The sequence below is a fragment of the Methylobacterium brachiatum genome, from assembly GCF_900113845.1.
In the GTDB taxonomy this organism is placed as follows: domain Bacteria; phylum Pseudomonadota; class Alphaproteobacteria; order Rhizobiales; family Beijerinckiaceae; genus Methylobacterium; species Methylobacterium brachiatum.
Map to the genome: position 1 here is coordinate 1 of NZ_FOQW01000033.1, position 22,095 is coordinate 22,095.

Here is a 22,095-nt window from a genome sequence, read left to right on the forward strand (position 1 = left end):
ATCGCCGCCGTCAACGACGTCTTGCCGTGGTCGACGTGACCGATCGTGCCAATGTTGCAGTGCGGCTTGGTGCGGGAGAACTTTTCCTTGCCCATCAGAGCCTCCTAAATTCGAAATCGCGTTGCGGAAGAAGGGGTGCCTCAGGCCGGAGCCTTAGGCGTACTTGGCGATGACCTTGTCGGCCTCGCCGCGCGGCACCTCTTCGTAGTGGTCGAACTGCATGGTGAAGTTCGCCCGGCCCTGCGACATGGAGCGCAGGTTGTTCACGTAGCCGAACATGTTCGCCAGCGGCACCATCGCGTTGATGACGTTGGCGTTGCCGCGCATGTCCTGGCCCTGGATCTGGCCGCGGCGGGAGTTCAGGTCGCCGATGACCGAGCCGGTATACTCTTCCGGCGAGACGACCTCGACCTTCATCACCGGCTCGAGCAGGACAGAGCCGCCCTTCTGGAGCGCCTCGCGCAGAGCGGCGCGGGACGCGATCTCGAAGGCCAGCGCCGACGAGTCGACGTCGTGGTAGGCGCCGTCGATGAGCTCGACCTTGATGTCGACCACCGGGAAGCCCGCGAGCACGCCGGCGCCGAGGACCGAGTTGAGGCCCTTCTCGACGCCCGGGATGTACTCCTTCGGCACCGCGCCGCCGACGATCTTCGACTCGAACGAGAAGCCTGCGCCCGGCTCGTTCGGCTCGACCACGAACTTCACCCGCGCGAACTGGCCGGTACCACCGGTCTGCTTCTTGTGGGTGTAGTCGATCTCCTGACGACGGGTCAGCTTCTCGCGGTAGGCCACCTGCGGCTGGCCGATATTCGCGTCGACCTTGTAGGTGCGGCGCAGGATGTCGACCTTGATGTCCAGGTGCAGCTCGCCCATCCCCTTCAGGATGGTCTGGCCGGATTCCTGGTCCGTGGAGACCCGGAAGGACGGATCCTCGGCGGCCAGCTTCGCCAGAGCGATGCCGAGCTTCTCCTGATCGGCCTTCGACTTCGGCTCGACGGCGATCTCGATCACCGGCTCCGGGAACTCCATGCGCTCCAGGATCACGGCCTTGTTCGGGTCGCACAGGGTGTCGCCGGTGCGGGTGTCCTTGAGGCCGGCGAGGGCGACGATGTCGCCCGCGAAGGCTTCCTTGACGTCCTCACGGTTGTTGGCGTGCATCAGGAGCATGCGGCCGACGCGCTCCTTCTTGTCGCGCGTCGAGTTGATGACGTTGGCGCCCGACTCGATCTTGCCCGAGTACACGCGGCAGAAGGTGATCGTGCCGACGTGGGGATCGTCCATGATCTTGAAGGCGAGCATGGAGAAGGGATCGGTATCCGTCGGATGACGGACGACCGGCTCCTCGGTCTTGAAGTCGATGCCTTCCACGTCGCCGCGATCGGCCGGGGAGGGGAGGTAATCCACCACCGCGTCGAGCAGGGGCTGCACGCCCTTGTTCTTGAAGGCCGAGCCGCAGAGCACCGGATGGAAGGCGCGCTGCTGCACGGCCCGACGCACGAGCTTGTGCATCGTGGCGGCGTCCGGCTCGGTGCCGTCGAGATAGGCCATCATGGCCTCGTCATCGAGCTCGACGCAGGCCTCGACCAGCTTGGCGCGATACTCGACGGCCTGGGCCTTGAGCTCCTCGGGGATCTCGACCTCGGAGAAGTCGGCGCCCAGGGTCTCACCGGACCAGACGATCGCCTTCATCTTGATGAGGTCGATGACGCCCTTGAAGCTGGACTCGGCACCGATCGGCAGCTGCAGGCAGACGGGCTTGCCGGCGACGCGGTCGATGATGTCGGCGACGCACTTGAAGAAGTCTGCGCCGATCTTGTCCATCTTGTTGACGAACACGACGCGCGGGACGTCGTACTTGTCGGCCTGGCGCCAGACGGTCTCGGTCTGGGGCTCGACGCCCTGGTTGCCGTCAAGCACGCACACGGCGCCGTCGAGCACGCGCAGCGAGCGCTCGACCTCGATGGTGAAGTCGACGTGGCCGGGGGTGTCGATGATGTTCAGGCGCTTCTCGCGCCAGAAGCACGTCGTCGCGGCGGACGTGATCGTGATGCCGCGCTCCTGCTCCTGCTCCATCCAGTCCATGGTGGCGGCGCCGTCATGGACTTCGCCGATCTTGTGCGACTTTCCGGTGTAGTAGAGGATCCGCTCCGTCGTCGTGGTCTTCCCGGCATCAATGTGGGCCATGATGCCGAAGTTGCGGTAGTCCTCGATCGCGTGCGTGCGGGGCATCGGATTGCTCCTGAGAGACGGCGGAACCGCTTACCAGCGGTAGTGCGAGAAGGCGCGGTTGGCTTCAGCCATCCGGTGCGTATCTTCCCGCTTCTTGACGGCGTTGCCGCGGTTGTTGGCGGCGTCGAGCAGCTCGGCGGAGAGACGCTCGATCATGGTGCGGTCGTTGCGCGACCGGGCGGCCTGGATCAGCCAGCGGATGGCGAGGGCCTGGCGGCGCTCGGTCCGGACCTCGACGGGGACCTGGTAGGTCGCACCGCCGACGCGCCGGGAGCGCACTTCGATCATCGGGGCGACGTTGTCGAGCGCGGCGCGGAACACCTCGATCGGGTTGGCGCGGGCGCGGTTCTCGACGATGTCGAAGGCGCCGTAGACGATCCGCTCGGCGGTCGACTTCTTGCCCTCGTACATGATCGAATTCATGAACTTCGTCAGCACCACGTCCCCGTACTTCGGGTCCGGGATGATCTCACGCTTCTCGGCAGAGTGGCGACGGGACATCTCTTAAACTCTCAAACGAGTAGTTTTTAAGCACCTCGCGCAGGCCGCCTTGGCTCTTTTGATGAAGCCGGCGACATCCTTACGAGGCCGTGGAAAGGCCGTTGCGCGACCGGATAAAGTCCGGCCGGCGATCTTACTTCGGACGCTTGGCGCCGTACTTGGACCGGCGCTGCTTCCGGTTCTTCACGCCCTGCGTGTCGAGCACGCCGCGCAGGATGTGGTAGCGCACACCCGGAAGATCCTTCACGCGGCCGCCGCGGATCATGACGACCGAGTGCTCCTGAAGGTTGTGACCCTCGCCCGGGATGTAGCCGATCACCTCGAAGCCGTTGGTCAAACGGACCTTGGCGACCTTACGAAGGGCCGAGTTCGGCTTCTTCGGGGTCGTCGTGTAGACCCGGGTGCAGACGCCGCGCTTCTGCGGGCAAGCGTCAAGCGCCGGAACCTTGTTGCGGCTCCGCTGGATCTTCCGCGGCTGGGCGATCAGCTGGTTGATCGTCGGCATCCTGTGCCCTCTTCCTCGGTCACCTTGGCCGGACTGCGCAGAGCAGTCCGCAAAACGAATATGCGCCGGAGGTCCTGTCACAGACCCTCGGCGCGGTGTGGGCAGAGGAGCACGTCCGAAACGAACGCGCTCGTACCTACGGATCTGACTTAGAGCGTCAGGCGATTTGAGCCTTCGGATCGCTCGGGGCGATGGCGGCGCCCGGGGTCATACCCAAGGGCCGTCGGCAGCCAATGGCCGTCCGAAGTGGCGCGCTTCTAGCCGCGGTTAACGCGCAGGTCAATGCGTCCGGCGCGATATTCTTGCGATTGGCGCGCCTGATATCTTGCAGCCTGCGGCGAAGCTTAGCGCAATTCGGTCAGGTCGTCTCGGTGACTGGCGGCGGCCCGAATCGATTCGGGCCGGCATCGCCCGGGCGGGCGAGCACGGCGACGACGAACCAGATCCAGAGCGCGAATTCGACGAGGGCACAGGCGATGAGCAACGTGATCCCCGTCGCGGTCCCGCCGGACGTCATTCCCGCAACCATCCCGATCAGCGCGATCGGCAGCGGCGCCAGGAATATGAGGTTCCACCACCCGGACCGGTTCACGTCGTGGCAGCGCTTGATCGCCAGAGCGAGGCTGCACCACAGGATGACCACGGGCCCGATCATGTTGATGAGCGGAAGGATGCTCAAGAACAGATTGACGAACAGGAGCACGAGGAAGCCGAACAGCCAGTAGTCGCGCCGCCCGATCCGCCCCTCCGGGCTGAAATAGAAGGCGAGCCAATCCCGCTCGCTCAACAGCTGCGCGACGGAGGGAGCGAGAATCGGCTCGGCGCCCGGGACGACGTAGACCTGGCGCGCGTCTCCCTGTTCCGCCACGAAATCGACCGCCTGCCCGACGCGTATCGCGGATCCCCCCAGGTCCGGGGCGGCGAAGCGATAGCGCTGTCCGTCGTCTCCCGCGATCACGCCCGGCGCGCTCGCCCCGGGCGCCGCCAAAACCTTTCCGCGCATTCACCATCTCTCCCATTCGCGCGCCCGGTGCGATCGGGACGCAGGAACCCGAAAGATGTCCCGGGGGAAGATTGGCGGTCACCTAAGACAGGTGGACTATTGGCGAGTGCGCGCAGATCCCGATCGGTACGATTTGAGATGTTCAACCTGATGATCCGTTCCGGGCAGCGGATAATTTAAGAATTAACAATCTTCGCAGGGCGAACCAAGATCTGCACCCGTGATCCGGCCCTCGGTACGCGACGGAAGACCTCGCCTTCGCCGCGGCGGTCGCGCAATTGCGGGCTCGACTGCATCACGGAACAGAAGCGCGAAGGGCCTCAAGACCTCATCGGATCACTGGAAAAGTTTCATCGCGTCGTTCGGGCCGTTCCTGCGCTTTCATCCTCCAAACGACAGAATCAAGAGAATGATCGGCCGTTGATTTTCAGGTTCGTCCGGCGGATCTTCATCGGCGCACCGCATCTCGACGGCGCAACTGCTTCCGATCATGACCCGCACCGATCCGTTCTTCGTTCGATGTCCTGCCTGCGTCGGTCCGCCCGGCGGATGATCGGGCGGCGATCGGGATGCCGGCCGCCCCGATGAGACGCGCGCGCGGCGATCCGGCACCGCCATAGCCCCACGCGAAAAGCCGGCGGGAACGGGGCGCACCGGCGCGCCGTGTCCCGGGCGCGAATCGCTCGGCTCCGGCGGGGGCCACCGGCCTCGCCACGCGCCCGCCAGATCCTGAACACGCCCGATTCGGCCCTAGCGGGCCCAAAATTCCCTTCACCCGGAGACATCCATGCGCCGCTTGCTCACCTTTGCCCTTGCAACACTCCTCTCGGTCGGTGCCGCGCAGGCCGACCGCCTCGACGACATCAAGAAGGCCGGCGTGCTGCGCGTCGCCACCTTCGACAGCAACCCGCCCTTCGGCTTCGTCGATCCGAACACCAAGCAGCTGGCCGGGCTCGATGTCGATTACGCACAGGCGATCGCCGACAGGATCGGCGTGAAGCTGGATCTGCGGCCGACCAACCCGGCCAACCGCATTCCGCTGCTGACCTCCGGCAAGGTCGATCTGGTGCTGGCGAACTTCACCATCACGGAGGAGCGGGCCAAGCAGCTCGATTTCAGCATCCCGTATTTCGCCTCCGGCCAGCAATTCCTGGCCAAGAAGGGCACGCTCACCGCGGCCGAGCAGCTGAACGGCCTGCGCATCGGCGCCGACAAGGGCACCACCAACGAGATCGTCCTGCGCCGCGACTTCCCGAAGGCGACCGTGGTGGCCTTCGACGACACGCCCTTCGCCTTCGCGGCCCTGCGCAACGGCAACGTCCAGGCGATCACGCAGGACGGGCCCAAGCTCGTCGGCCTGCTGGCCAAGGTCCCGGATAAGGAGACTTACGAGGTTCCGGCCTTCTCGATCTCGAACGACTATATCGGCGCCGGCCTCCCGAAGGGTGAGACCCGTCTCCGCGATGTCGTAAACGAGACCCTCCGGGAGTTGGAGGCCAGCGGCAAGGCGGCGGCGATCTATGATCGCTGGTTCGGCCCGAACACGACCCAGCCGCTGCCGCGCCTGTTCCGGATCGGCGACCACAGCTAGCCGTCCGGTGAGCCTCTTCGGCGATCTCCTGGCGCCGCGCTACCTGATCTGGCTGCTGCAGGGTTTCGGGGTCACCCTGGCCCTGTCGGCGGCGGTCTGCGTCGCCGGGACCGGGTTCGGCCTCGCCCTCTGCTGCCTGCGCGAGACGGGGGGCCGGCTCGCGGGGGCGGGGATTGCGGGTTTCGTGGGCCTCGTCCGGAACACGCCGCTCCTGGTGCAGCTGTTCTTCTGGTACTTCGGCGCGGCCGCGCTGATGCCGGCCTGGCTCACCGCCTGGCTGAACAGCCCGCACAGCCTGCCCCTGGGGCCGGCCGCCCTGACATGGCCCGCCTACGAGACCCTGGCGGGGTTCCTCGGGCTGACGCTCTACGCCGCCGCCTACATCGCCGAGGAATGCCGCGCCGGCCTCAACGGCGTCCGGCCCGCCCAGCGGGAGGCCGGCTTGGCCCTCGGCCTGACCGATCTCCAGGTCTTTCGCCACATCGCCCTGCCGCAGGCCCTGCGCATCGCCTGGCTGCCGGTGGTCGGCCAGTACCTCAACACGATCAAGAACACGTCGCTGACCATGACCATCGGGCTGGCCGAGCTGTCCTACGCCGCGCGGGAGGTGGAGACCGAGACCTTCCTGGCCTTCCAGGCCTTCGGCATCGCGACGCTCCTCTATGTCGGGGCCGTGGCGGCGGTCGAGGCGGCCGGCCATGCCGTCGCGCGCCGCGACCCGGCGGGAACCGCCCGCCGGTGAATCGCGCCGTCATCACCGACAATCTCGGCTACCTGCTGGCCGGCGCCTGGCCGGACGGCCCGGTGGGCGGCCTGATGCTGACCCTGATTCTCTCCGCCGAATCGGGCCTCGCCTCGGCCACGCTGGGGTTCGTCCTCGGGATCGCCCTGGCGATGAGCCGCGGCCGGACGCGGCGGGCGCTGACACTGGGGCTCGGGCTGTTCCGCGCCGTCCCGATCGTGATGCTGATCTTCTGGAGCTACTTCCTGCTGCCGATCCTGTTCGGCGTGTCGATCCCGGAGACCGGGACCGTGGTCACCGCCCTGTCGCTCGTGGGCGGCGCCTACCTGTCCTACGCGGTGGCGGCGGGAATCGAGAGCATCGGGCTCGGCCAGTGGGAGGCCGGGCTGGCGCTGGGTTTCGGCCGGTGGCAGGTCCTGCGGTACCTCATCCTGCCCCGGGCGCTGCCGGCCATGGCACCGTCCTTCGTCAATCAGTGGACCGCGCTGATCAAGGATACCGCGCTCGCCTACGTGGTCGGCGTGCCCGAACTCTCCTTCGTGGCGACGCAGGTGAACAACCGGGCCATGGTCTACCCCGCCGAGATTTTCCTGTTTGTCGGCGCCGTCTACGGATGCCTCTGCCTGCTGGTCGACCGGCTCGCCGCGCTGCTGGCGAGGCGGCGTCGCCGACCGCGCGCGGGCAGGGCCTGACAGCGAACCTCACCTCCTCGTCTCCGCGCGATTCGGATGCGCCGCCGCGGGCGCAGCGCGACCGGATCCGAGGACGTGCCGAGCCCACAGCGTGCCGGATCGGGGCAGGGGCCCGGCATCACGGTCTACGGAAGATTAAAACGAACCGTCGAAATGTCCCGGTCGTCGGGCGGCCCGCGGGCTGCCTCAGTGCGTATCGAGGATGTTGCGTATGGGTTGCGTCGCGGTCAGCAACGTCGTCCCCTTCCGGCGGATCGCCCCCGCCTCCGCGGCAGGCGAGCGGGATGCGCGCAACCGCCGTCGCAGCGAGCAGCGCGCGCTGATGGATGCGGTCTACGCCACCGGCAGCATGATCGTCGCCGCCGAGGATCGCGAGATCAAGCTCACCGCCTCGCGCCTGCAGGTCTACGGCTTCCTGACGATCGAGGAGGTCACCGAGGATGGCGGGATGCGGCGTCTGCGCCCCTCCGAGGCGATTCGCGCCCGGTCCGAGCGCCCCTGGCGCCTGTCGAAGCCGGCCTTCGGCGGCGCGGTGACGATCCCGAGCCTCGACGATTTCCTGTTCGAATCGGCCGGCCAGCCGTTCTGAGTCGCCCGGTCCCATCCGACTCACCCGCCGCGCGCGCTTGCGCGGCGGCTATCGCCGTTGTCCCGCTGCCGGATGATCGCGCGGCCGCCGAGGAATGGATGATGGCCCGAGCCATCGACTCGCCCGGCGCCCGGCGCTAAGCCGTTGACCGGCAGCGCCCGAACGGGACGCGGCGCCCGCGCCCGAATCGCCCCGGCAACGCTCGGCCGGCCCGGCGATTTTGCCGCGATCGGCTTGCCATCGCGGCCCACCCGTAGTATCCGCCCGGCCTTCGCGACATTTTCCATGGGTGCTCGCACCCTGTGAACGCGGTGACCGCGCCGGCGTCTCTGACGCCGCAAGCGCGGTCTATACCATGAGCCGGGGACATCAGATCCCCATCAGGCGTCGTCCGCCGGGCAATACCGCCCGCGTGCGGAAACCCGCCTGAAACAAGGAGTCACGCACGTGATCCAGATGCAGACGAATCTGGACGTCGCCGACAACTCTGGTGCACGCCGTGTGATGTGCATCAAGGTTCTCGGCGGGTCGAAGCGCAAGTATGCCGGCGTTGGCGATGTCATCGTCGTGTCGGTCAAGGAGGCGATCCCGCGCGGTCGCGTCAAGAAGGGCGACGTCATGAAGGCGGTCGTCGTTCGCACGGCCAAGGCCGTGAAGCGCGTCGACGGGTCGGTGATCCGCTTCGACAAGAACGCTGCGGTCCTGATCAACAATCAGAAAGAGCCGATCGGCACCCGCATCTTCGGGCCGGTGCCGCGCGAGCTGCGCGCGCGCAACCACATGAAGATCATCTCTCTGGCGCCGGAGGTGCTGTAATGGCCGCCAAGATCAAGAAGGGCGACAAGGTCGTCGTACTCACCGGCCGCGACTCGGGTCGCTCGGGCGAGGTCATTCAGGTTCTGCCGAAGGAAGGCCGGGCTTTCGTGCGCGGCATCAATCTGGTCAAGAAGCACCAGAAGCAGACGCAGAACCAGGAAGGCGGGATCATCTCCAAGGAGGCCGCCATCCAACTCTCGAACATCGCGGTCGCCGACGCCAACGGCAAGCCGACCCGCGTGGGTTTCCGCATCCTCGAAGACGGGCGCAAGGTCCGATTCGCCAAGAGCACGGGGGATCAGATCGATGGCTGAGGCCGACAAGAACGCCTACACCCCGCGCCTGCGCAAGCACTACGACGAGGTGGTGCGCCAGAAGCTGATCGAGGAATTCGGGTACAAGAACCCGATGCAGGTCCCGCAGATCGAGAAGATCGTCATCAACATGGGCGTCGGCGAGTCCACCGCGGACTCCAAGAAGGCGACCGTGGCGGCCGGCGACCTCGCGCTCATCGCCGGTCAGAAGCCGGTGATCACCCGGGCCCGCAAGGCCATCGCGACCTTCAAGGTCCGCGAGGGCATGCCGATCGGCTGCAAGGTGACCCTGCGCAAGCAGCGCATGTACGAGTTCATGGATCGCCTGATCACGATCGCGCTGCCGCGCGTCCGCGATTTCCGCGGCCTGAACCCGCGCTCGTTCGACGGGCGGGGCAACTACGCGCTGGGTCTCAAGGAGCACCTCGTGTTCCCGGAGATCTCCTACGACAAGGCCGAGCAGATGTGGGGCATGGACATCGTCGTGGCGACCAGCGCCAAGACCGATGCCGAGGCCAAGGCTCTGCTCGCCGCCTTCCAGTTCCCGTTCCGGCAGTGAGGCCCTCGCGCCTCATACGCGGACACCGGAGATAGACCACATGTCGAAGAAAAGCTCAGTTGAGAAGAATGAGGCCCGCAAGACGCTGGTGAAGCGTTTCGCGGCCAAGCGGAAGGCGCTCCTCGAGATCGCCAACAACGACGCCCTCGAGATGGAGGAGCGCTTCGAGGCGCGCCTCAAGCTCGCGGAACTGCCGCGCAACTCGTCGGCCACCCGCATCCGCAACCGTTGCGGCATGACCGGCCGCCCGCGCGCGTTCTACCGCAAGATGGGCATCTCGCGCATCGCGCTGCGGGAGCTTGGCAACCGGGGCCTGATCCCCGGCCTGGTCAAGTCGAGCTGGTAAGGAGGTCCCCATGGTCAACGATCCCGTGGGCGACATGCTCACCCGCATCCGCAACGGCCAGCTGCGCCGTCGCAACGTCGTTCAGACGCCCGGCTCGCGCCTGCGCGCCAACGTCCTGAACGTGCTGAAGTCCGAGGGCTACATCCGCGATTACGCGGCGACCGACCTGGGCAACGGCCGCACCGAGTTCGCCATCGAGCTCAAGTACTACGACGGTCGCCCGGTGATCCGCGAGATCAAGCGCGTGTCGAAGCCCGGCCGTCGGGTCTACTCGTCCGTCGGCGATCTGCCGCACGTGGCCGACGGCCTCGGCGTCACCATCGTCTCCACCCCGCAGGGCGTCATGGCCGATCACGAGGCGCGCGAGCGCAACGTCGGCGGTGAAGTGCTCTGCACCGTATTCTGATCGGGACGGAGGAGGTTATCCCATGTCTCGCGTAGGCAAGAAGCCCGTTCCCGTGCCGGCCGGCGTCACCGCCACCGTCACCGGCCAGACGGTGAAGATGAAGGGCTCGAAGGGCGAGCTGCAGTTCGACGTTCCCGCGCTGGTCAGCGTGGCGATGAAGGACGGCGCCATCGAGGTCCAGCCGATCAACCAGTCCAAGCCCGCGCGCTCCCTCTGGGGCACGTCGCGGGCTCAGATCGCCAACATCGCCGAGGGCGTGTCGAAGGGCTTCGAGAAGAAGCTCGAGATCACGGGCGTCGGCTATCGTGCGGCGATGGCCGGCAAGGCCCTCAAGCTGTCGCTCGGCTACAGCCACGACATCGAATACGCGATCCCCGCCGGGATCACGATCGTTACCCCGAAGCCCACCGAGATCACGATCTCCGGGATCAACCGCCAGCAGGTCGGTCAGGTCGCCGCCGAGATCCGCGAATACCGCGGACCCGAGCCCTACAAGGGCAAGGGCGTGAAGTACGCGGGCGAGTTCATCTTCCGCAAGGAAGGCAAGAAGAAGTAAGGAGGGCATCATGTCTCGCAAGCTCGAAGCCCTCGATCGCCGCAAGGCGCGCGTCCGTCGCGCGCTGCGGGCGGCCGCCAACGGCCGTCCGCGGCTCTCGGTGTTCCGCTCGTCGAAGCAGATCTACGTGCAGGTCATCGACGACGTCGCCGGCAAGACGCTGGCCGCCGCCTCGTCGATCGACAAGGCGCTCAAGGGTGATCTCAAGACCGGCGCCGACGTTGCCGCCGCCACCGCGGTCGGCAAGCTCGTCGCCGAGCGCGCCAAGGCCGCGGGCGTCACGAAGGTGATCTTCGACCGCTCCGGCTACATCTATCACGGCCGGGTCAAGGCCGTGGCCGAAGCTGCCCGCGAGGGCGGCCTGGAGTTCTGAGGAACTCCCTCCGCGCGGCGTAAGACCCGCGCGGCCATCCCCTCCCGTCTCCGGCGAGGGGAATCGAGCGAGCGGATCGTCCGATCCGCGCTAGTGAGATAGGTTTGACAACATGGCACGTGAACGGGAAGGCGGGGGCCGCGGCCGCCGCGATGAGCGCGAGGAGCGCGACAGCGAATTCGTGGACAAGCTCGTCCACATCAACCGCGTCGCCAAGGTGGTGAAGGGCGGCCGTCGCTTCGGCTTCGCGGCCCTCGTCGTCGTCGGCGACCAGAAGGGCCGCGTCGGCTTCGGCCACGGCAAGGCCCGTGAGGTGCCTGAGGCGATCCGCAAGGCGACCGAGGCGGCCAAGCGCGGCCTGATCCGGGTGTCGCTGCGTGAGGGCCGGACCCTCCACCATGACGTCAACGGTCGTCACGGCGCCGGCAAGGTGATCCTCCGCGCGGCTCCGCAGGGTACCGGCATCATCGCCGGCGGCCCGATGCGCGCCGTGTTCGAGACCCTCGGCATGCAGGACGTCGTCGCCAAGTCGCTCGGCTCCTCGAACCCCTACAATCTCGTGCGCGCCACCTTCGAGGCGCTCAAGAACGAGGACAGCCCGCGCTCCGTGGCGGCCCGCCGCGGCATCAAGGTGTCGAGCCTCCAGGCCCGTCGCCGCGACGCCGATCCGGCCGACCAGTCCGAAGCTGCGGTCGCGTAAGGGGAGGGTCCGATGGCACAGAAGACCGTCCGTATCGAACAGATCGGCTCGCCGATCCGCCAGGAGGCCAGCCAGCGCCAGACGCTGATCGGCCTCAAGCTCAACAAGCTCCACCGCGTGTCCGAGCTGGAGGATACCCCCTCCGTGCGCGGCATGATCCGCAAGGTTGCGCACCTCGTGCGCGTCCACGGCGACGTGGCGTGAGGAGGTTCCGATGAAGCTCAACGAGATCAGCGACAATCCCGGCGCAACCAAGAATCGGATGCGTGTCGGTCGGGGCATCGGCTCCGGCAAGGGCAAGACTGCCGGCCGCGGCGTGAAGGGTCAGAAGGCCCGGACCGGCGTGTCCATCAAGGGCTTCGAGGGCGGTCAGATGCCGCTGCATCGTCGCCTGCCGAAGCGCGGCTTCAACAACCTCTACGCCCAGGACCTGAACGAGGTGAATCTCGGCCGGATCCAGGAGGCGGTGGACGCCGGCAAGCTCGACAAGGCCGCGACCGTGACGATCGAGAGCCTCGTCGCGGCCGGCATCATCGCCCGTCCCCGCGACGGCGTGAAGCTGCTCGGCGTCGGCGAGCTGACCGCGAAGCTCAGCTTCGAGGTCACCCGCGCCTCCAAGTCCGCCATCGAGGCGGTCGAGAAGGCCGGCGGTTCGGTCACGGTCGCGTTCGCGACGGGCGTGTCCCACCGCGGCGGTGCCACCGCCGAGGCCACGGCCTGACGGCCGGTCTAGGAGCGACGCGGGGACCCGTTGCACGGTCCCCGCGGACCCTTTAAGCCGATCCTCCGAGCGGCGGCCCTGCGACCACGCGGGCCGCCGTTTTCATTTCATCCGGGCATGCTTGGCCCGGCGACACTCCCAGGACGCGACGCTTATGGCCTCAGCAGCCGAGCAGCTTGCCGCCAACCTCAACTTCGGGGCGATCGCCAAGGCCGATGAGCTGAAGAAGCGCATCTGGTTCACCCTGGGCGCCCTCGTGGTGTTTCGGCTGGGCACCTACATCCCGATCCCCGGCATCGATCCGGAGCAGTTCGCCCGCAACTTCCAGCAGCAGGCCGGCGGCGTGCTCGGGCTGTTCAACATGTTCTCCGGCGGTGCCGTCGAGCGCATGGCGATCTTCGCCCTCAACATCATGCCGTACATCTCGGCCTCGATCATCGTTCAGCTGCTCACCTCGGTGATCCCGAGCCTGGAGGCGCTGAAGAAGGAGGGCGAGTCCGGGCGCAAGGTCATCAACCAGTACACCCGCTACCTCACGGTGGTGCTGGCGCTGGTGCAGTCCTGGGGCATCGCGATCGGGCTGCAGAGCTCCTCGGCCGCGATCGATCCCGGCCCGTTCTTCCTGGCCTCGACGGTCATCACGCTGACCGGCGGCACCCTGTTCCTGATGTGGGTCGGCGAGCAGATCACCTCGCGCGGCATCGGCAACGGCTCGTCGCTGATCATCTTCGCGGGCATCGTCGCCCACCTGCCGGTGGCGATTGCGGGCGCGCTGGAGCTCGGCCGCACCGGCGCGCTTTCGCCGGTGATCATCCTGGGCGTCGCCGTGGCGGCCGTGGTGCTGGTCTACTTCATCGTGTTCATGGAGCGCGCCCAGCGTCGCCTCCTGATCAACTACCCGAAGCGCCAGGTCGGCAACCGGATGTACGAGGGCCAGACCTCGTTCCTGCCGCTGAAGCTCAACACCTCGGGCGTCATCCCGCCGATCTTCGCCTCGTCGCTGCTGCTCCTGCCGGCCACCGCGGCGAGCTTCTCGGCCAATGGCGGCAGCACCGGCTGGCTCGGTACCGTCACCGCCTATCTGGGCCACGGAACGCCGCTGTTCATGGCGCTCTACGCGGCTCTGATCATCTTCTTCACGTTCTTCTACACCGCCGTGGTGTTCAACCCGCAGGAGACGGCGGACAATCTGAAGAAGCATGGCGGCTTCATCCCGGGCATCCGTCCGGGCGAGCGCACCGCGGCCTTCATCGACAAGGTGCTGACCCGCATCACGGTGATCGGCGCCCTGTACCTGACGCTGGTCTGCCTGTGCCCGGAGATCCTGTCCTCCTACGCCTCGGCGAGCCTGGGCTTCGGCGGCACCTCGCTGCTGATCGTGGTCTCGGTGACCATGGACACGGTGGCCCAGATCCACGGGCACCTGATGGCGCATCAATACGAGGGCCTCGTGAAGAAGGCCAAGCTGCGTGGCGCCTCGACCACGCAACGCCGCCGCTGACCCTGCTACAGAAGCGGGACGAAGCCACCGACGACCCCGCCTCTGACCCAAAGGTCCGGGTGCCTCCAGGCCCCGGACCGGCTAGAAAAACACGAGACGGGCGATGCCGGGGAGGCTTCGCCACCCGCCGCTTGGGCCCGTAGAGAGTCGGGCCGGACGAGGACAACGCCATGCGCATCATTCTGCTCGGCCCCCCCGGCGCGGGGAAGGGGACGCAATCCGAGCGGATCGTACAGCGCTTCGGCATCCCGCAGCTGTCCACGGGCGACATGCTGCGCGCCGCGGTCGCCGCCGGCACGCCGGTCGGCCTCGAGGCCAAGGCCGTGATGGAATCGGGCGGCCTGGTCTCCGACCGGATCGTGGTCGGCATCGTCGCGGACCGCATCGAGGAGCCGGACGCGAAGCGCGGCTTCATCCTCGACGGCTTCCCCCGCACCGTGGCCCAGGCCGAGGCGCTCAACACGATGCTGTCCGGCAAGGGGCTGAGCCTCTCGGCGGTGATCGAGTTCAAGGTCGACGAGGACGCGCTGGTCGGACGGATCCAGAAGCGCGCGGCCGAGGCGCAGGCCCGCGGCGAGGCGGTTCGCAAGGACGACACTCCCGAAGTGTTCAAGCAGCGCCTGGAGGCCTACCGGGCCCAGACCGCGCCGCTCTCGGCCTATTATGCCAAGACCGGCCTGCTCCACACGGTCGACGGCATGCAGCCGATCGATACCGTGACCGCCGAGATCATGACGGTGCTGGAGCCGCACGCGGAACGCGTCGCCTCCTGACGCGATCTCCGGCCGGCCGCGCTACGGCGGCCCGCCGGCTTTTCGCCCGGGTTCGGTGGATGTGGGCATACTTCCGGTTACCTCGACATCAGGCTGCCGGTGGGCTGCGATGAACGGCGCCCTTGGCGCTACCGATCCGCCAGGACGAGCCCATTCTTCGAAAAATCGGGTCGTCCGCACCTCCGTGTTCGCGCCAGCCGTCGAAGAGCATCCGGGCTCGATTGACGGTGGCGCGGCGCGCTCGTCGCCTCGTCAGCCGGACGCCTCAGGCGGCTTGCCGGCGGATCGCCCGGTACCCGTCGAGCCAGGCCAAGGCGCGGGCGAGGTGGTCCGGATCGAGCACGTAATCCGATTGCGCCGGACGCGTCGGGTCGAGGGCCTTGCCGTAGCAGACGCCGTAGCGATGACCGCGCGCCGCCGCGAGGTCGAGGTAATACGGGTCGGTGAAGGTCTCCGGGGCGAGGTAGAGGATCCGCGTGCCCGGTCGGCAGAACAGCGTGTTCACCATCGCGGCGCCCATGCAGCCGACGACGTGCTCTGCGCCCGCGAAGGCGGCAGCCTGCTCCCGGGCTGAAATCCCCTCCGGATCGAACGGCTGGTAGCCGCGCGCCAGCAAGGTCCTGCAGAGGTCGTCCCACCCGACCGGGACCCGGCCCCGGTCGCGCCGGCGTATCACGAACAGCCGGGTCGGACGCCGCGGCGCCGGGCGCCACCAGCGCCGGTCGAGGCGATCCATCATCGCGATGGCCCGAGCCGACAGGTCGGCGAGGGCCTGAGGATGCTTCGGCCCCGGCAGACCGGCCACCGGCGAGGCGAAGTACAGGGTCTCCGCCCGGTAGGTCGTATCCGGCCGCAACAGGCGTAGCGTCACGTCGCGGCGGTGGAGCAAGGCGCGGAGGAGTTCGATCCGCATCCGGTCGGTCGCCGGGACGAAACCGTGCAGCAGCAGGCAGATCCGCTTGTGGCGGCGGGCCAGGTGCTCGACCGCCAGGAGGCGCGGCAGATCCTCGGCCAGCCAATGCCCCCAGTTGAACGTCCCGGAGGAGGTCAGCAGGAAATAGGCGTCGGTGCTTGGCAGCGTCCGGGACGGGCCGCCGGGTCCCGGTTGGGGAAGCGTGACGCGATCCGCGGGCCGGAAGGTCTCGAACAGCTGCAGCGTTTCGCCGTCCCGGTCGACCGTGAGGCTTCGGTCGTGGATGCGCGCCTCGTCGATCCGCACCAGGACGCTGCCCGGCGCGACGGCCTGGGCGCCGCCCACGAAGGCGAATGCCGCGGTCAGAGCGGGCAGGAGAGCCGGGTCGGCGAAGATCGCGTCGGTGTCGAGGACGCGGGTATAGCGGGCCGGGGCGTAGAGTTTTGCGACCGGGACGATCTCCAGAGCCGGGCTCGCGTGCAGCCCGGCAAGGAGATCCGCATCACCCGGGAAGCCGCCGGCGGCGTAGACGGACGGATCGCAGGAGATGTAGCGCGGCGTGGGCATGACATTCAGCGGATCAACCGCCCCACATCAACGATGTGTCATGAACATCTCCGGTTCGACCCACGTGAAGCACGGCCCGCGCGATGATGAATACGCGAGTCATGACTTAAATTATATTGATAACCATATTGCCAAATCCGATACTCACGCGCTGCAATGTTCGCCGACGGCGGTGTCGATTTGACGATCGTCCGCGCATTCTTTCGCAAGACATCACACCTCGCGCCGAGAATCGCCGAACATCCCCGCTATCCAGGGCGGCGATGGAGCCGGCTCGTGGTCGAGACCTGCCTCTGGCTGCCCGGGCGCGCGGCTCGGCCGGCGGGGCATGGAGGCTTACGGGCCGAGGCTCCGCGCGGGGCCGACAGGATCGCCCCGTTTCCGAGCAGGCGGGTCGCCGCCTCGCGGCGGACGGCTCACAGGATTCCGCCCCGGCTCAGGCCGCCTCCGAGCCGCACCGAACGTGGCGGCAGCTCGAAGGCGCGTCCGTGATCAGTTCGTCTTCGGATCGGCGACCGTGAACGCGAAGGTGGCCGAATAGGTGTCCGTGTCGGCCAGCGCGGGGGTCTGCGAGGGGGCGACGCGGTGATTGACAGCCAGCACCTGCGGGCCGGCCGCCCGCAGCGGCACTGTCGCTTCGCCGGCGGCGTCGGTCGCGGCCCGAGCCTGATCCGCCTCGCTCTTGAAGGTCGCACCGTCGGTGGCGACGACGTCAGCCCCGGAGAGCGGGCGCCCCTCGAACAGGACACGGACCCGGATCGCGCCCTTGGCGGCATTCGGCGCTTCCAGCGGCACGATCTCCAGCGGCTGGCCGACGACCCGATCCCACGGGGCGGTCGGGCCGACCGCCGCCTTGGCGTACTTGACCGACCACTGGCTCTTCTCGCCCTCCGGCACCATGCGCTTGCTGGCATTGCGATAGCTGCCATCCGCCAAGCGGACCCAGTAGCCGTTGTCGTAGGCCGCCGCGACCAGCGCGTCCCCGCTCAGGGTCGCGCGCAGAACCGGCACGGCCCCCGGCTCCGCCTGCGCGGTGAGCCCGACCGTCCGAGACGGTTCATAGGCGATGAGGCCTGTGAGCTTGCGGGCCGCCGGCATCTCGGGCTCGTGCGGATGCCCATACTGGACCATCACGCTGCCCGGACCGGGCGAGAGCCACAGATCGTGGGCGGCGGCCGGTCCGGCGAGGGCGACGGATGCGGCGGCGAGAAGGGCGATACGGATCATCGTGACAGGTCCTCCAGTGACGTAGGGGCAGCCTAACCTGGTATCCGCTCGTCTTTCAAAGCGGATGATCGAGTCTCACCCGTTGCGGACCAGGCGGGGGCCGCAAACCGTCAGATCTGGCCGCCCGGTCCTCTCGGGCGCCCCCGCCTGGATCGCCGCCAAACCGGCATGCCGGGACCGTTGAGCGGCCTCACGATGACGCGTCACCGGCGCCGCTCCGCCCGCAGGCCCCCGAAGAAATTGACGATGTCCATCGGCAGCGCCCGGCGGCCGAACAGGCGGAACGGGTTGCCGTCGGTACGGCCGTCGCGCAGCTCGACCATTGCGGTCATGCTGTTGTAGCGGAACACCATGCGGCGGTCCGCGAAGGTGGCCCAGAGCAGGCCGGGGCCGTCCTCCTCGTCCTGGAGGGCGATCGAGCCGGGCTCGGCCTCGGTGAGGATCCCGCCGGTGACGGCCAGGATCACCGGGACGACCTCGTCGGCATTCTCCTCCGCCGCCCGCAGGACCGAATCGGCGAAGGCCCGCAAGGTGGCGCCGTCGCTGGTCAGAACCGACATCTATGTTCCCTCGAGGAGCCGTGTCCGGTCCGCACGCGACGCATGGCGGCACGGCCGATCGTTCACCGGTCGTTGACATCTGGGCCCACGCACGCTAGCAGGCCGTCCTTCGTCCAATCGATCGCTGGTCCGAGGTGCCCTGTCCAGGGCCGCCCCCGGGCCACGTTGTCGTTTGGCGCGCGCAGGGGCCGGCCTCCACCGGACGCGCGCGGCAACTGCCCGGGCTTCCGGGCCTCATATGGAGCGTGATTATGGCCCGTATCGCAGGCGTCAACATCCCGACCAACAAGCGCGTCGTCATCGCGCTCCAGTACATTCACGGTATCGGCGCCAAGAAGGCCGAGGAGATCACCCAGAAGGTGAACATCCCCGCCGAGCGTCGGGTCAACCAGCTCACCGACGCCGAGGTTCTCCAGATCCGCGAGACGATCGACCGCGACTACATCGTCGAGGGCGACCTGCGCCGCGAAGTCTCGATGAACATCAAGCGCCTGATGGATCTCGGCGCCTATCGCGGCCTGCGTCACCGCAAGCAGCTGCCGGTCCGCGGCCAGCGCACCCACACCAACGCCCGCACCCGCAAGGGCAAGGCGAAGCCGATCGCCGGCAAGAAGAAGTAATTTTTTCGTCTTGGAAGGCCGTGCTCCGCTCGGCCTTCCGTTCGTCGCGCCGGGTGTCCCGCGAGGGTCCCGAAGCAGGCTCGACTGCCCTCCACGGGCGCCGCAGCCAAGTCCCAAAAAGAATCCCGAGCGCCTGGAATTACGGGCGCGCTTGAAGGAAGAGTGAGACCCGAATGGCCAAGGAACCCCAACGCGTCCGCCGCCGCGAACGCAAGAACATCGTGTCGGGCGTCGCCCATGTGAACGCCTCGTTCAACAACACGATGATCACCATCACGGACGCGCAGGGCAACACGATCTCGTGGTCGTCCGCCGGCGCCATGGGCTTCAAGGGCTCGCGCAAGTCGACCCCGTACGCCGCCCAGGTGGCCGCCGAGGACGCCGCCCGCAAGGCCTCCGAGCACGGCATGCGCACCCTCGAGGTCGAGGTCTCCGGTCCCGGTTCGGGTCGTGAGTCGGCCCTGCGCGCCCTGCAGGCCGCGGGCTTCACGGTCACCTCGATCCGCGACGTGACCTCGATCCCGCACAACGGCTGCCGTCCGCGCAAGCGTCGTCGGGTCTGAACCAACCGGTTTGACGGAGAAGCTCATGACGGGATCGAAGCCGCTTCCGGGCGTGCTGCGTTGGAACCTCGGCGACCTCACGGTCACCGCGCTCAACGACGGCTGGTTTCAGGCCAGCCTCGATCTCGTCACGGGAATCCCGAAGGACGAAGCCGGCAAGCTGCAGGTCGCGGGCTTCCGCACCGAGCAGCCCAAGATCACGCTGAACGCCTTCCTGATCACCGGCGCCGGCCGCAAGCCGGTGCTGATCGATTCCGGATACGGCGATTTCGCCCCAGTGGAGACCCTGGGGCGGTTCAGCACGGCGCTGGCGCTGACCGGCGTGAAGCCGGAGGAGATCGAGACCGTCCTGGTCACGCACCTGCATCCCGACCATGTCGGCGGGCTGGTGACCAACGGGGCGGCCCGGTTCCCGAACGCTGAGATCGTGGTCCACGCCGACGAGGCGGCCCACTGGCTGCCGGACGACGCGCTCTCGCGGGCGCCGGACGAGGCCAAGCCGTATTTCGAGGGCGCCCGCAAGGCGGTGGCGCCCTACGCCAAGCGGATGCGCGAGCATCGCGGCGGCGAGATCCTGCCGGGCATCACGGCGGTCCACCTGCCGGGCCACACGCCGGGGCATTGCGGCTTCCGCATCGTCTCCGGTGGACAGTCGCTGCTCATGTGGACGGATGTGGTGCACCTGCCCGCGATCCAGTTCAAGAACCCGGAGGCGGGTGTCGGTTTCGACGTCGATGGCGACCAGGCGCGGGTGACGCGCAAGGCCATCATGGACGAGGTGGCGCGCGAGCGGAGCTTCATCGCGGGCGCGCACCTGGAATTCCCGGCGCTCGGCTACGTGGACCGGGACGGGGCGGGCTACCGCTTCGTGCCGGCCCTGTGGGTGGGCGGCGAATAACAGACTTTGCATTCAGGGACCGTTCGGGGCGCCAGGGGGCGGCGCCGGACGGCCGAAGCGCGGGAACGGGTGTCGCGGGTCCCGGGCATGGACGAGAGGTAGGATCGTGGTCATTCAGAAGAACTGGCAGGAACTGATCAAGCCGAACAAGCTGCAGGTCTCGACCGGCGACGACCCGAAGCGGGTCGCCACCGTCGTGGCCGAGCCGCTCGAGCGCGGCTTCGGCACCACGCTCGGCAACGCCCTGCGCCGCGTGCTCCTGTCCTCGCTCCAGGGCGCGGCCGTGACCTCGGTGCAGATCGACGGCGTGCTGCACGAGTTCTCCTCGATCCCGGGCGTCCGCGAGGACGTCACCGACATCGTCCTGAACATCAAGACCATCGCGATCCGGTCGCAGACCGATGCGCCCAAGCGCATGACCCTGCGCAAGACCGGCCCGGGCACCGTCACGGCGGGCGACATCGGCACGGTCGGCGACATCCAGATCCTGAACCCGGAGCTGGTGATCTGCACCCTGGACGACGGCGCCGAGATCCGCATGGAGTTCACGGTCGCCACCGGTAAGGGCTACGTCCCGGCCGAGCGCAACCGCCCCGAGGACGCGCCGATCGGCCTGATCCCGGTGGACTCCCTGTTCTCCCCGGTGACCAAGGTCAGCTACCGCGTCGAGACCACCCGTGAGGGCCAGGATCTCGACAAGGACAAGCTGACGATGACCATCGAGACCAACGGCGCCGTGGGCCCGGAGGACGCGCTCGCCTACGCGGCGCGGATCATCCAGGACCAGCTGCAGGTCTTCGTGAACTTCGAGGATCCGCGCAAGGAAGAGGCCGCGCCGCTCGCGCCGCAGCTGCCCTTCAACCCGGCGCTCCTCAAGAAGGTCGACGAGCTGGAGCTGTCGGTCCGCTCGGCGAACTGCCTGAAGAACGACAACATCGTCTATATCGGCGACCTGATCCAGAAGTCCGAGGGCGAGATGCTGCGGACCCCGAACTTCGGCCGCAAGTCGCTCAACGAGATCAAGGAAGTGCTGGCCGGCATGGGCCTGCACCTCGGCATGGACATCCCCGGCTGGCCGCCGGAGAACATCGAAGATCTCGCCAAGCGCTTCGAAGAGCATTACTGAGGCGAAGCCGCCTCGGGCCGGACTTGGCGGCGCTGATCGGCGCCGTCTGTTTGGCCGATCCAGATCCGGGACTTCGCAGGCACGACGCGAAGTCCCAAAAATTCCCGCCGCGGGGTTATGCGGAATGAATGGCCCCGCTGTTGGGGCGCCCGGCCGTACCGTGGCACGGCGGCCGTGAAGAGAAGGAAGCCAGATCCATGCGTCACGGTTATCGCGGCCGCCGCTTCAACCGCACCGCCGAGCACCGCAAGGCGATGTTCGCCAACATGTCGGTCGCCCTGCTGAAGCACGAGCAGATCGTCACCACCCTGCCGAAGGCCAAGGACCTGCGTCCCGTGGTCGAGAAGCTCGTCACCCTGGGCCGCATCGACAGCGTCCACACCCGCCGTCTCGCCATGGCGCAGCTGCGCGATGCCGACATGGTCAAGAAGCTCTTCGCCGTGATCGGCCCGCGCTACCAGGGTCGTCCGGGCGGCTACCTCCGCATCATGAAGGCCGGCTTCCGCAAGGGCGACAACGCCCCGCTGGCCGTGATCGAGTTCGTCGATCGCGACGTCGAGGCCCGCGGCAAGGATTCCGGCCAGGTCGAGGTCGCCGAGGCGGCCTGAGCCAACGCTCCACCGACAGAACCCAAAAGAGCCGCCCCGGATCGTCCGGGGCGGCTTTTTCGTGCGCGGGCGCGGCCCAAAAAAGAACCCGCCGGC

At 67.7% G+C, this 22,095-nt stretch carries 31 protein-coding genes; 22 read left to right on the plus strand and 9 right to left on the minus strand.

Annotation, left to right across the window (positions count from 1 at the left end; all coding sequences use genetic code 11):
• The 5 genes from BMZ47_RS28310 to BMZ47_RS26775 all read right to left on the minus strand — a co-directional run.
• The coding region (locus BMZ47_RS28310; protein WP_133250949.1) for a GTP-binding protein at positions 1 to 95 on the minus strand (95 nt) is incomplete at its 3' end.
• A 58-nt stretch (positions 96 to 153) separates the two neighbouring features.
• On the minus strand, positions 154 to 2,229 hold the full coding sequence (gene fusA, locus BMZ47_RS26760; protein WP_091865343.1) for an elongation factor G: 2,076 nt from the start codon (positions 2,227 to 2,229) through the stop codon (positions 154 to 156).
• A gap of 30 nt (positions 2,230 to 2,259) precedes the next feature.
• Positions 2,260 to 2,730, minus strand: a complete 471-nt coding sequence (rpsG, locus tag BMZ47_RS26765) for a 30S ribosomal protein S7 (RefSeq protein WP_007557567.1) — start codon at positions 2,728 to 2,730, stop codon at positions 2,260 to 2,262.
• 133 nt (positions 2,731 to 2,863) lie between these two features.
• Positions 2,864 to 3,235 carry a 30S ribosomal protein S12 gene (gene rpsL, locus BMZ47_RS26770; protein WP_007557568.1) on the minus strand — a complete coding sequence of 124 codons (372 nt, stop codon included), beginning with the start codon at positions 3,233 to 3,235 and terminating at the stop codon, positions 2,864 to 2,866.
• 358 nt (positions 3,236 to 3,593) lie between these two features.
• Positions 3,594 to 4,238, minus strand: coding sequence for a DUF805 domain-containing protein (locus BMZ47_RS26775; RefSeq protein ID WP_091865345.1), 645 nt, complete (start codon positions 4,236 to 4,238; stop codon positions 3,594 to 3,596).
• A 787-nt stretch (positions 4,239 to 5,025) separates the two neighbouring features.
• Here BMZ47_RS26775 and BMZ47_RS26780 point away from each other — a divergent pair.
• The 4 genes from BMZ47_RS26780 (at position 5,026) to BMZ47_RS26795 (ending at position 7,852) form a co-directional block, all read left to right on the plus strand.
• The gene (locus BMZ47_RS26780) at positions 5,026 to 5,829 is read left to right on the plus strand and encodes an ABC transporter substrate-binding protein (protein WP_091865347.1); all 804 of its coding nucleotides are present in this window, start codon (positions 5,026 to 5,028) and stop codon (positions 5,827 to 5,829) included.
• Between the two features lie 7 nt (positions 5,830 to 5,836).
• Entirely contained in the window at positions 5,837 to 6,571 is a 735-nt protein-coding gene (locus BMZ47_RS26785; RefSeq protein ID WP_091865349.1) for an amino acid ABC transporter permease, read from the plus strand.
• A complete protein-coding gene (locus tag BMZ47_RS26790) occupies positions 6,568 to 7,263 on the plus strand; it encodes an amino acid ABC transporter permease (protein ID WP_091865351.1) in 696 nt (231 codons plus the stop codon). The genes BMZ47_RS26785 and BMZ47_RS26790 overlap by 4 nt, the downstream gene beginning before the upstream one ends.
• A 211-nt stretch (positions 7,264 to 7,474) precedes the next feature.
• Positions 7,475 to 7,852 (plus strand): hypothetical protein, encoded by a 378-nt coding sequence (locus BMZ47_RS26795; RefSeq protein WP_007557577.1) that lies wholly within the window; start codon positions 7,475 to 7,477, stop codon positions 7,850 to 7,852.
• A 20-nt stretch (positions 7,853 to 7,872) separates the two neighbouring features.
• On the opposite strand, the gene BMZ47_RS28315 is transcribed toward BMZ47_RS26795, so the two are convergent.
• Positions 7,873 to 8,139: a hypothetical protein gene (locus BMZ47_RS28315; RefSeq protein ID WP_139221080.1), complete on the minus strand. Its 267-nt coding sequence runs from the start codon at positions 8,137 to 8,139 to the stop codon at positions 7,873 to 7,875.
• Positions 8,140 to 8,299: 160 nt separating this feature from the next.
• Here BMZ47_RS28315 and rplN point away from each other — a divergent pair, with 160 nt between their 5' ends.
• The 12 genes from rplN to BMZ47_RS26855 all read left to right on the plus strand — a co-directional run bounded on the left by rplN (position 8,300) and on the right by BMZ47_RS26855 (position 14,917).
• Positions 8,300 to 8,668, plus strand: a complete 369-nt coding sequence (gene rplN / locus BMZ47_RS26800; RefSeq protein ID WP_007557579.1) for a 50S ribosomal protein L14 — start codon at positions 8,300 to 8,302, stop codon at positions 8,666 to 8,668.
• Positions 8,668 to 8,982: a 50S ribosomal protein L24 gene (gene rplX, locus BMZ47_RS26805; protein WP_007557581.1), complete on the plus strand. Its 315-nt coding sequence runs from the start codon at positions 8,668 to 8,670 to the stop codon at positions 8,980 to 8,982. The genes rplN and rplX overlap by 1 nt, the downstream gene beginning before the upstream one ends.
• Positions 8,975 to 9,541 (plus strand): 50S ribosomal protein L5, encoded by a 567-nt coding sequence (rplE, locus tag BMZ47_RS26810; protein WP_007557583.1) that lies wholly within the window; start codon positions 8,975 to 8,977, stop codon positions 9,539 to 9,541. The genes rplX and rplE overlap by 8 nt, the downstream gene beginning before the upstream one ends.
• A gap of 40 nt (positions 9,542 to 9,581) precedes the next feature.
• Positions 9,582 to 9,887 (plus strand): 30S ribosomal protein S14, encoded by a 306-nt coding sequence (gene rpsN, locus BMZ47_RS26815; protein ID WP_007557584.1) that lies wholly within the window; start codon positions 9,582 to 9,584, stop codon positions 9,885 to 9,887.
• A gap of 10 nt (positions 9,888 to 9,897) precedes the next feature.
• Positions 9,898 to 10,293 carry a 30S ribosomal protein S8 gene (gene rpsH / locus BMZ47_RS26820; protein WP_007557585.1) on the plus strand — a complete coding sequence of 132 codons (396 nt, stop codon included), beginning with the start codon at positions 9,898 to 9,900 and terminating at the stop codon, positions 10,291 to 10,293.
• A gap of 22 nt (positions 10,294 to 10,315) precedes the next feature.
• Entirely contained in the window at positions 10,316 to 10,849 is a 534-nt protein-coding gene (gene rplF / locus BMZ47_RS26825) for a 50S ribosomal protein L6 (protein ID WP_007557586.1), read from the plus strand.
• A gap of 10 nt (positions 10,850 to 10,859) precedes the next feature.
• On the plus strand, positions 10,860 to 11,222 hold the full coding sequence (rplR, locus tag BMZ47_RS26830) for a 50S ribosomal protein L18 (RefSeq protein WP_007557587.1): 363 nt from the start codon (positions 10,860 to 10,862) through the stop codon (positions 11,220 to 11,222).
• 112 nt (positions 11,223 to 11,334) lie between these two features.
• On the plus strand, positions 11,335 to 11,922 hold the full coding sequence (gene rpsE / locus BMZ47_RS26835; RefSeq protein ID WP_007557588.1) for a 30S ribosomal protein S5: 588 nt from the start codon (positions 11,335 to 11,337) through the stop codon (positions 11,920 to 11,922).
• Positions 11,923 to 11,934: 12 nt separating this feature from the next.
• Positions 11,935 to 12,126, plus strand: coding sequence for a 50S ribosomal protein L30 (gene rpmD, locus BMZ47_RS26840; protein WP_007557591.1), 192 nt, complete (start codon positions 11,935 to 11,937; stop codon positions 12,124 to 12,126).
• Between the two features lie 10 nt (positions 12,127 to 12,136).
• Positions 12,137 to 12,643, plus strand: a complete 507-nt coding sequence (gene rplO, locus BMZ47_RS26845; RefSeq protein WP_007557593.1) for a 50S ribosomal protein L15 — start codon at positions 12,137 to 12,139, stop codon at positions 12,641 to 12,643.
• 154 nt (positions 12,644 to 12,797) lie between these two features.
• Positions 12,798 to 14,144 (plus strand): preprotein translocase subunit SecY, encoded by a 1,347-nt coding sequence (gene secY, locus BMZ47_RS26850; RefSeq protein ID WP_007557594.1) that lies wholly within the window; start codon positions 12,798 to 12,800, stop codon positions 14,142 to 14,144.
• Positions 14,145 to 14,314: 170 nt separating this feature from the next.
• Complete coding sequence (locus BMZ47_RS26855; RefSeq protein WP_091865353.1) at positions 14,315 to 14,917, plus strand: adenylate kinase; 603 nt, start codon at positions 14,315 to 14,317, stop codon at positions 14,915 to 14,917.
• 265 nt (positions 14,918 to 15,182) lie between these two features.
• Here BMZ47_RS26855 and BMZ47_RS26860 read toward each other — a convergent pair whose 3' ends face one another.
• The gene (locus BMZ47_RS26860) at positions 15,183 to 16,397 is read right to left on the minus strand and encodes a glycosyltransferase family 61 protein (protein WP_091865355.1); all 1,215 of its coding nucleotides are present in this window, start codon (positions 16,395 to 16,397) and stop codon (positions 15,183 to 15,185) included.
• A 40-nt stretch (positions 16,398 to 16,437) separates the two neighbouring features.
• Here BMZ47_RS26860 and BMZ47_RS28750 point away from each other — a divergent pair, with 40 nt between their 5' ends.
• The gene (locus BMZ47_RS28750) at positions 16,438 to 16,581 is read left to right on the plus strand and encodes a hypothetical protein (protein WP_167369117.1); all 144 of its coding nucleotides are present in this window, start codon (positions 16,438 to 16,440) and stop codon (positions 16,579 to 16,581) included.
• A 308-nt stretch (positions 16,582 to 16,889) separates the two neighbouring features.
• On the opposite strand, the gene BMZ47_RS26865 is transcribed toward BMZ47_RS28750, so the two are convergent.
• Both BMZ47_RS26865 and BMZ47_RS26870 read right to left on the minus strand, forming a co-directional pair.
• Entirely contained in the window at positions 16,890 to 17,624 is a 735-nt protein-coding gene (locus BMZ47_RS26865) for a DUF4198 domain-containing protein (protein WP_205836171.1), read from the minus strand.
• A 203-nt stretch (positions 17,625 to 17,827) separates the two neighbouring features.
• Positions 17,828 to 18,184: a Vch_cass14 family protein gene (locus BMZ47_RS26870; RefSeq protein WP_007557602.1), complete on the minus strand. Its 357-nt coding sequence runs from the start codon at positions 18,182 to 18,184 to the stop codon at positions 17,828 to 17,830.
• 251 nt (positions 18,185 to 18,435) lie between these two features.
• On the opposite strand from BMZ47_RS26870, the gene rpsM reads away from it, so the two are divergent.
• The 5 genes from rpsM to rplQ all read left to right on the plus strand — a co-directional run bounded on the left by rpsM (position 18,436) and on the right by rplQ (position 21,999).
• The gene (gene rpsM, locus BMZ47_RS26875; RefSeq protein ID WP_007557604.1) at positions 18,436 to 18,804 is read left to right on the plus strand and encodes a 30S ribosomal protein S13; all 369 of its coding nucleotides are present in this window, start codon (positions 18,436 to 18,438) and stop codon (positions 18,802 to 18,804) included.
• 173 nt (positions 18,805 to 18,977) lie between these two features.
• Complete coding sequence (rpsK, locus tag BMZ47_RS26880; protein WP_007557606.1) at positions 18,978 to 19,367, plus strand: 30S ribosomal protein S11; 390 nt, start codon at positions 18,978 to 18,980, stop codon at positions 19,365 to 19,367.
• Positions 19,368 to 19,392: 25 nt separating this feature from the next.
• A complete protein-coding gene (locus BMZ47_RS26885) occupies positions 19,393 to 20,265 on the plus strand; it encodes an MBL fold metallo-hydrolase (RefSeq protein WP_091865364.1) in 873 nt (290 codons plus the stop codon).
• 106 nt (positions 20,266 to 20,371) lie between these two features.
• Complete coding sequence (locus tag BMZ47_RS26890; protein WP_007557610.1) at positions 20,372 to 21,391, plus strand: DNA-directed RNA polymerase subunit alpha; 1,020 nt, start codon at positions 20,372 to 20,374, stop codon at positions 21,389 to 21,391.
• Between the two features lie 197 nt (positions 21,392 to 21,588).
• On the plus strand, positions 21,589 to 21,999 hold the full coding sequence (gene rplQ, locus BMZ47_RS26895; RefSeq protein WP_007557611.1) for a 50S ribosomal protein L17: 411 nt from the start codon (positions 21,589 to 21,591) through the stop codon (positions 21,997 to 21,999).
• Positions 22,000 to 22,095: the final 96 nt, after the last annotated feature.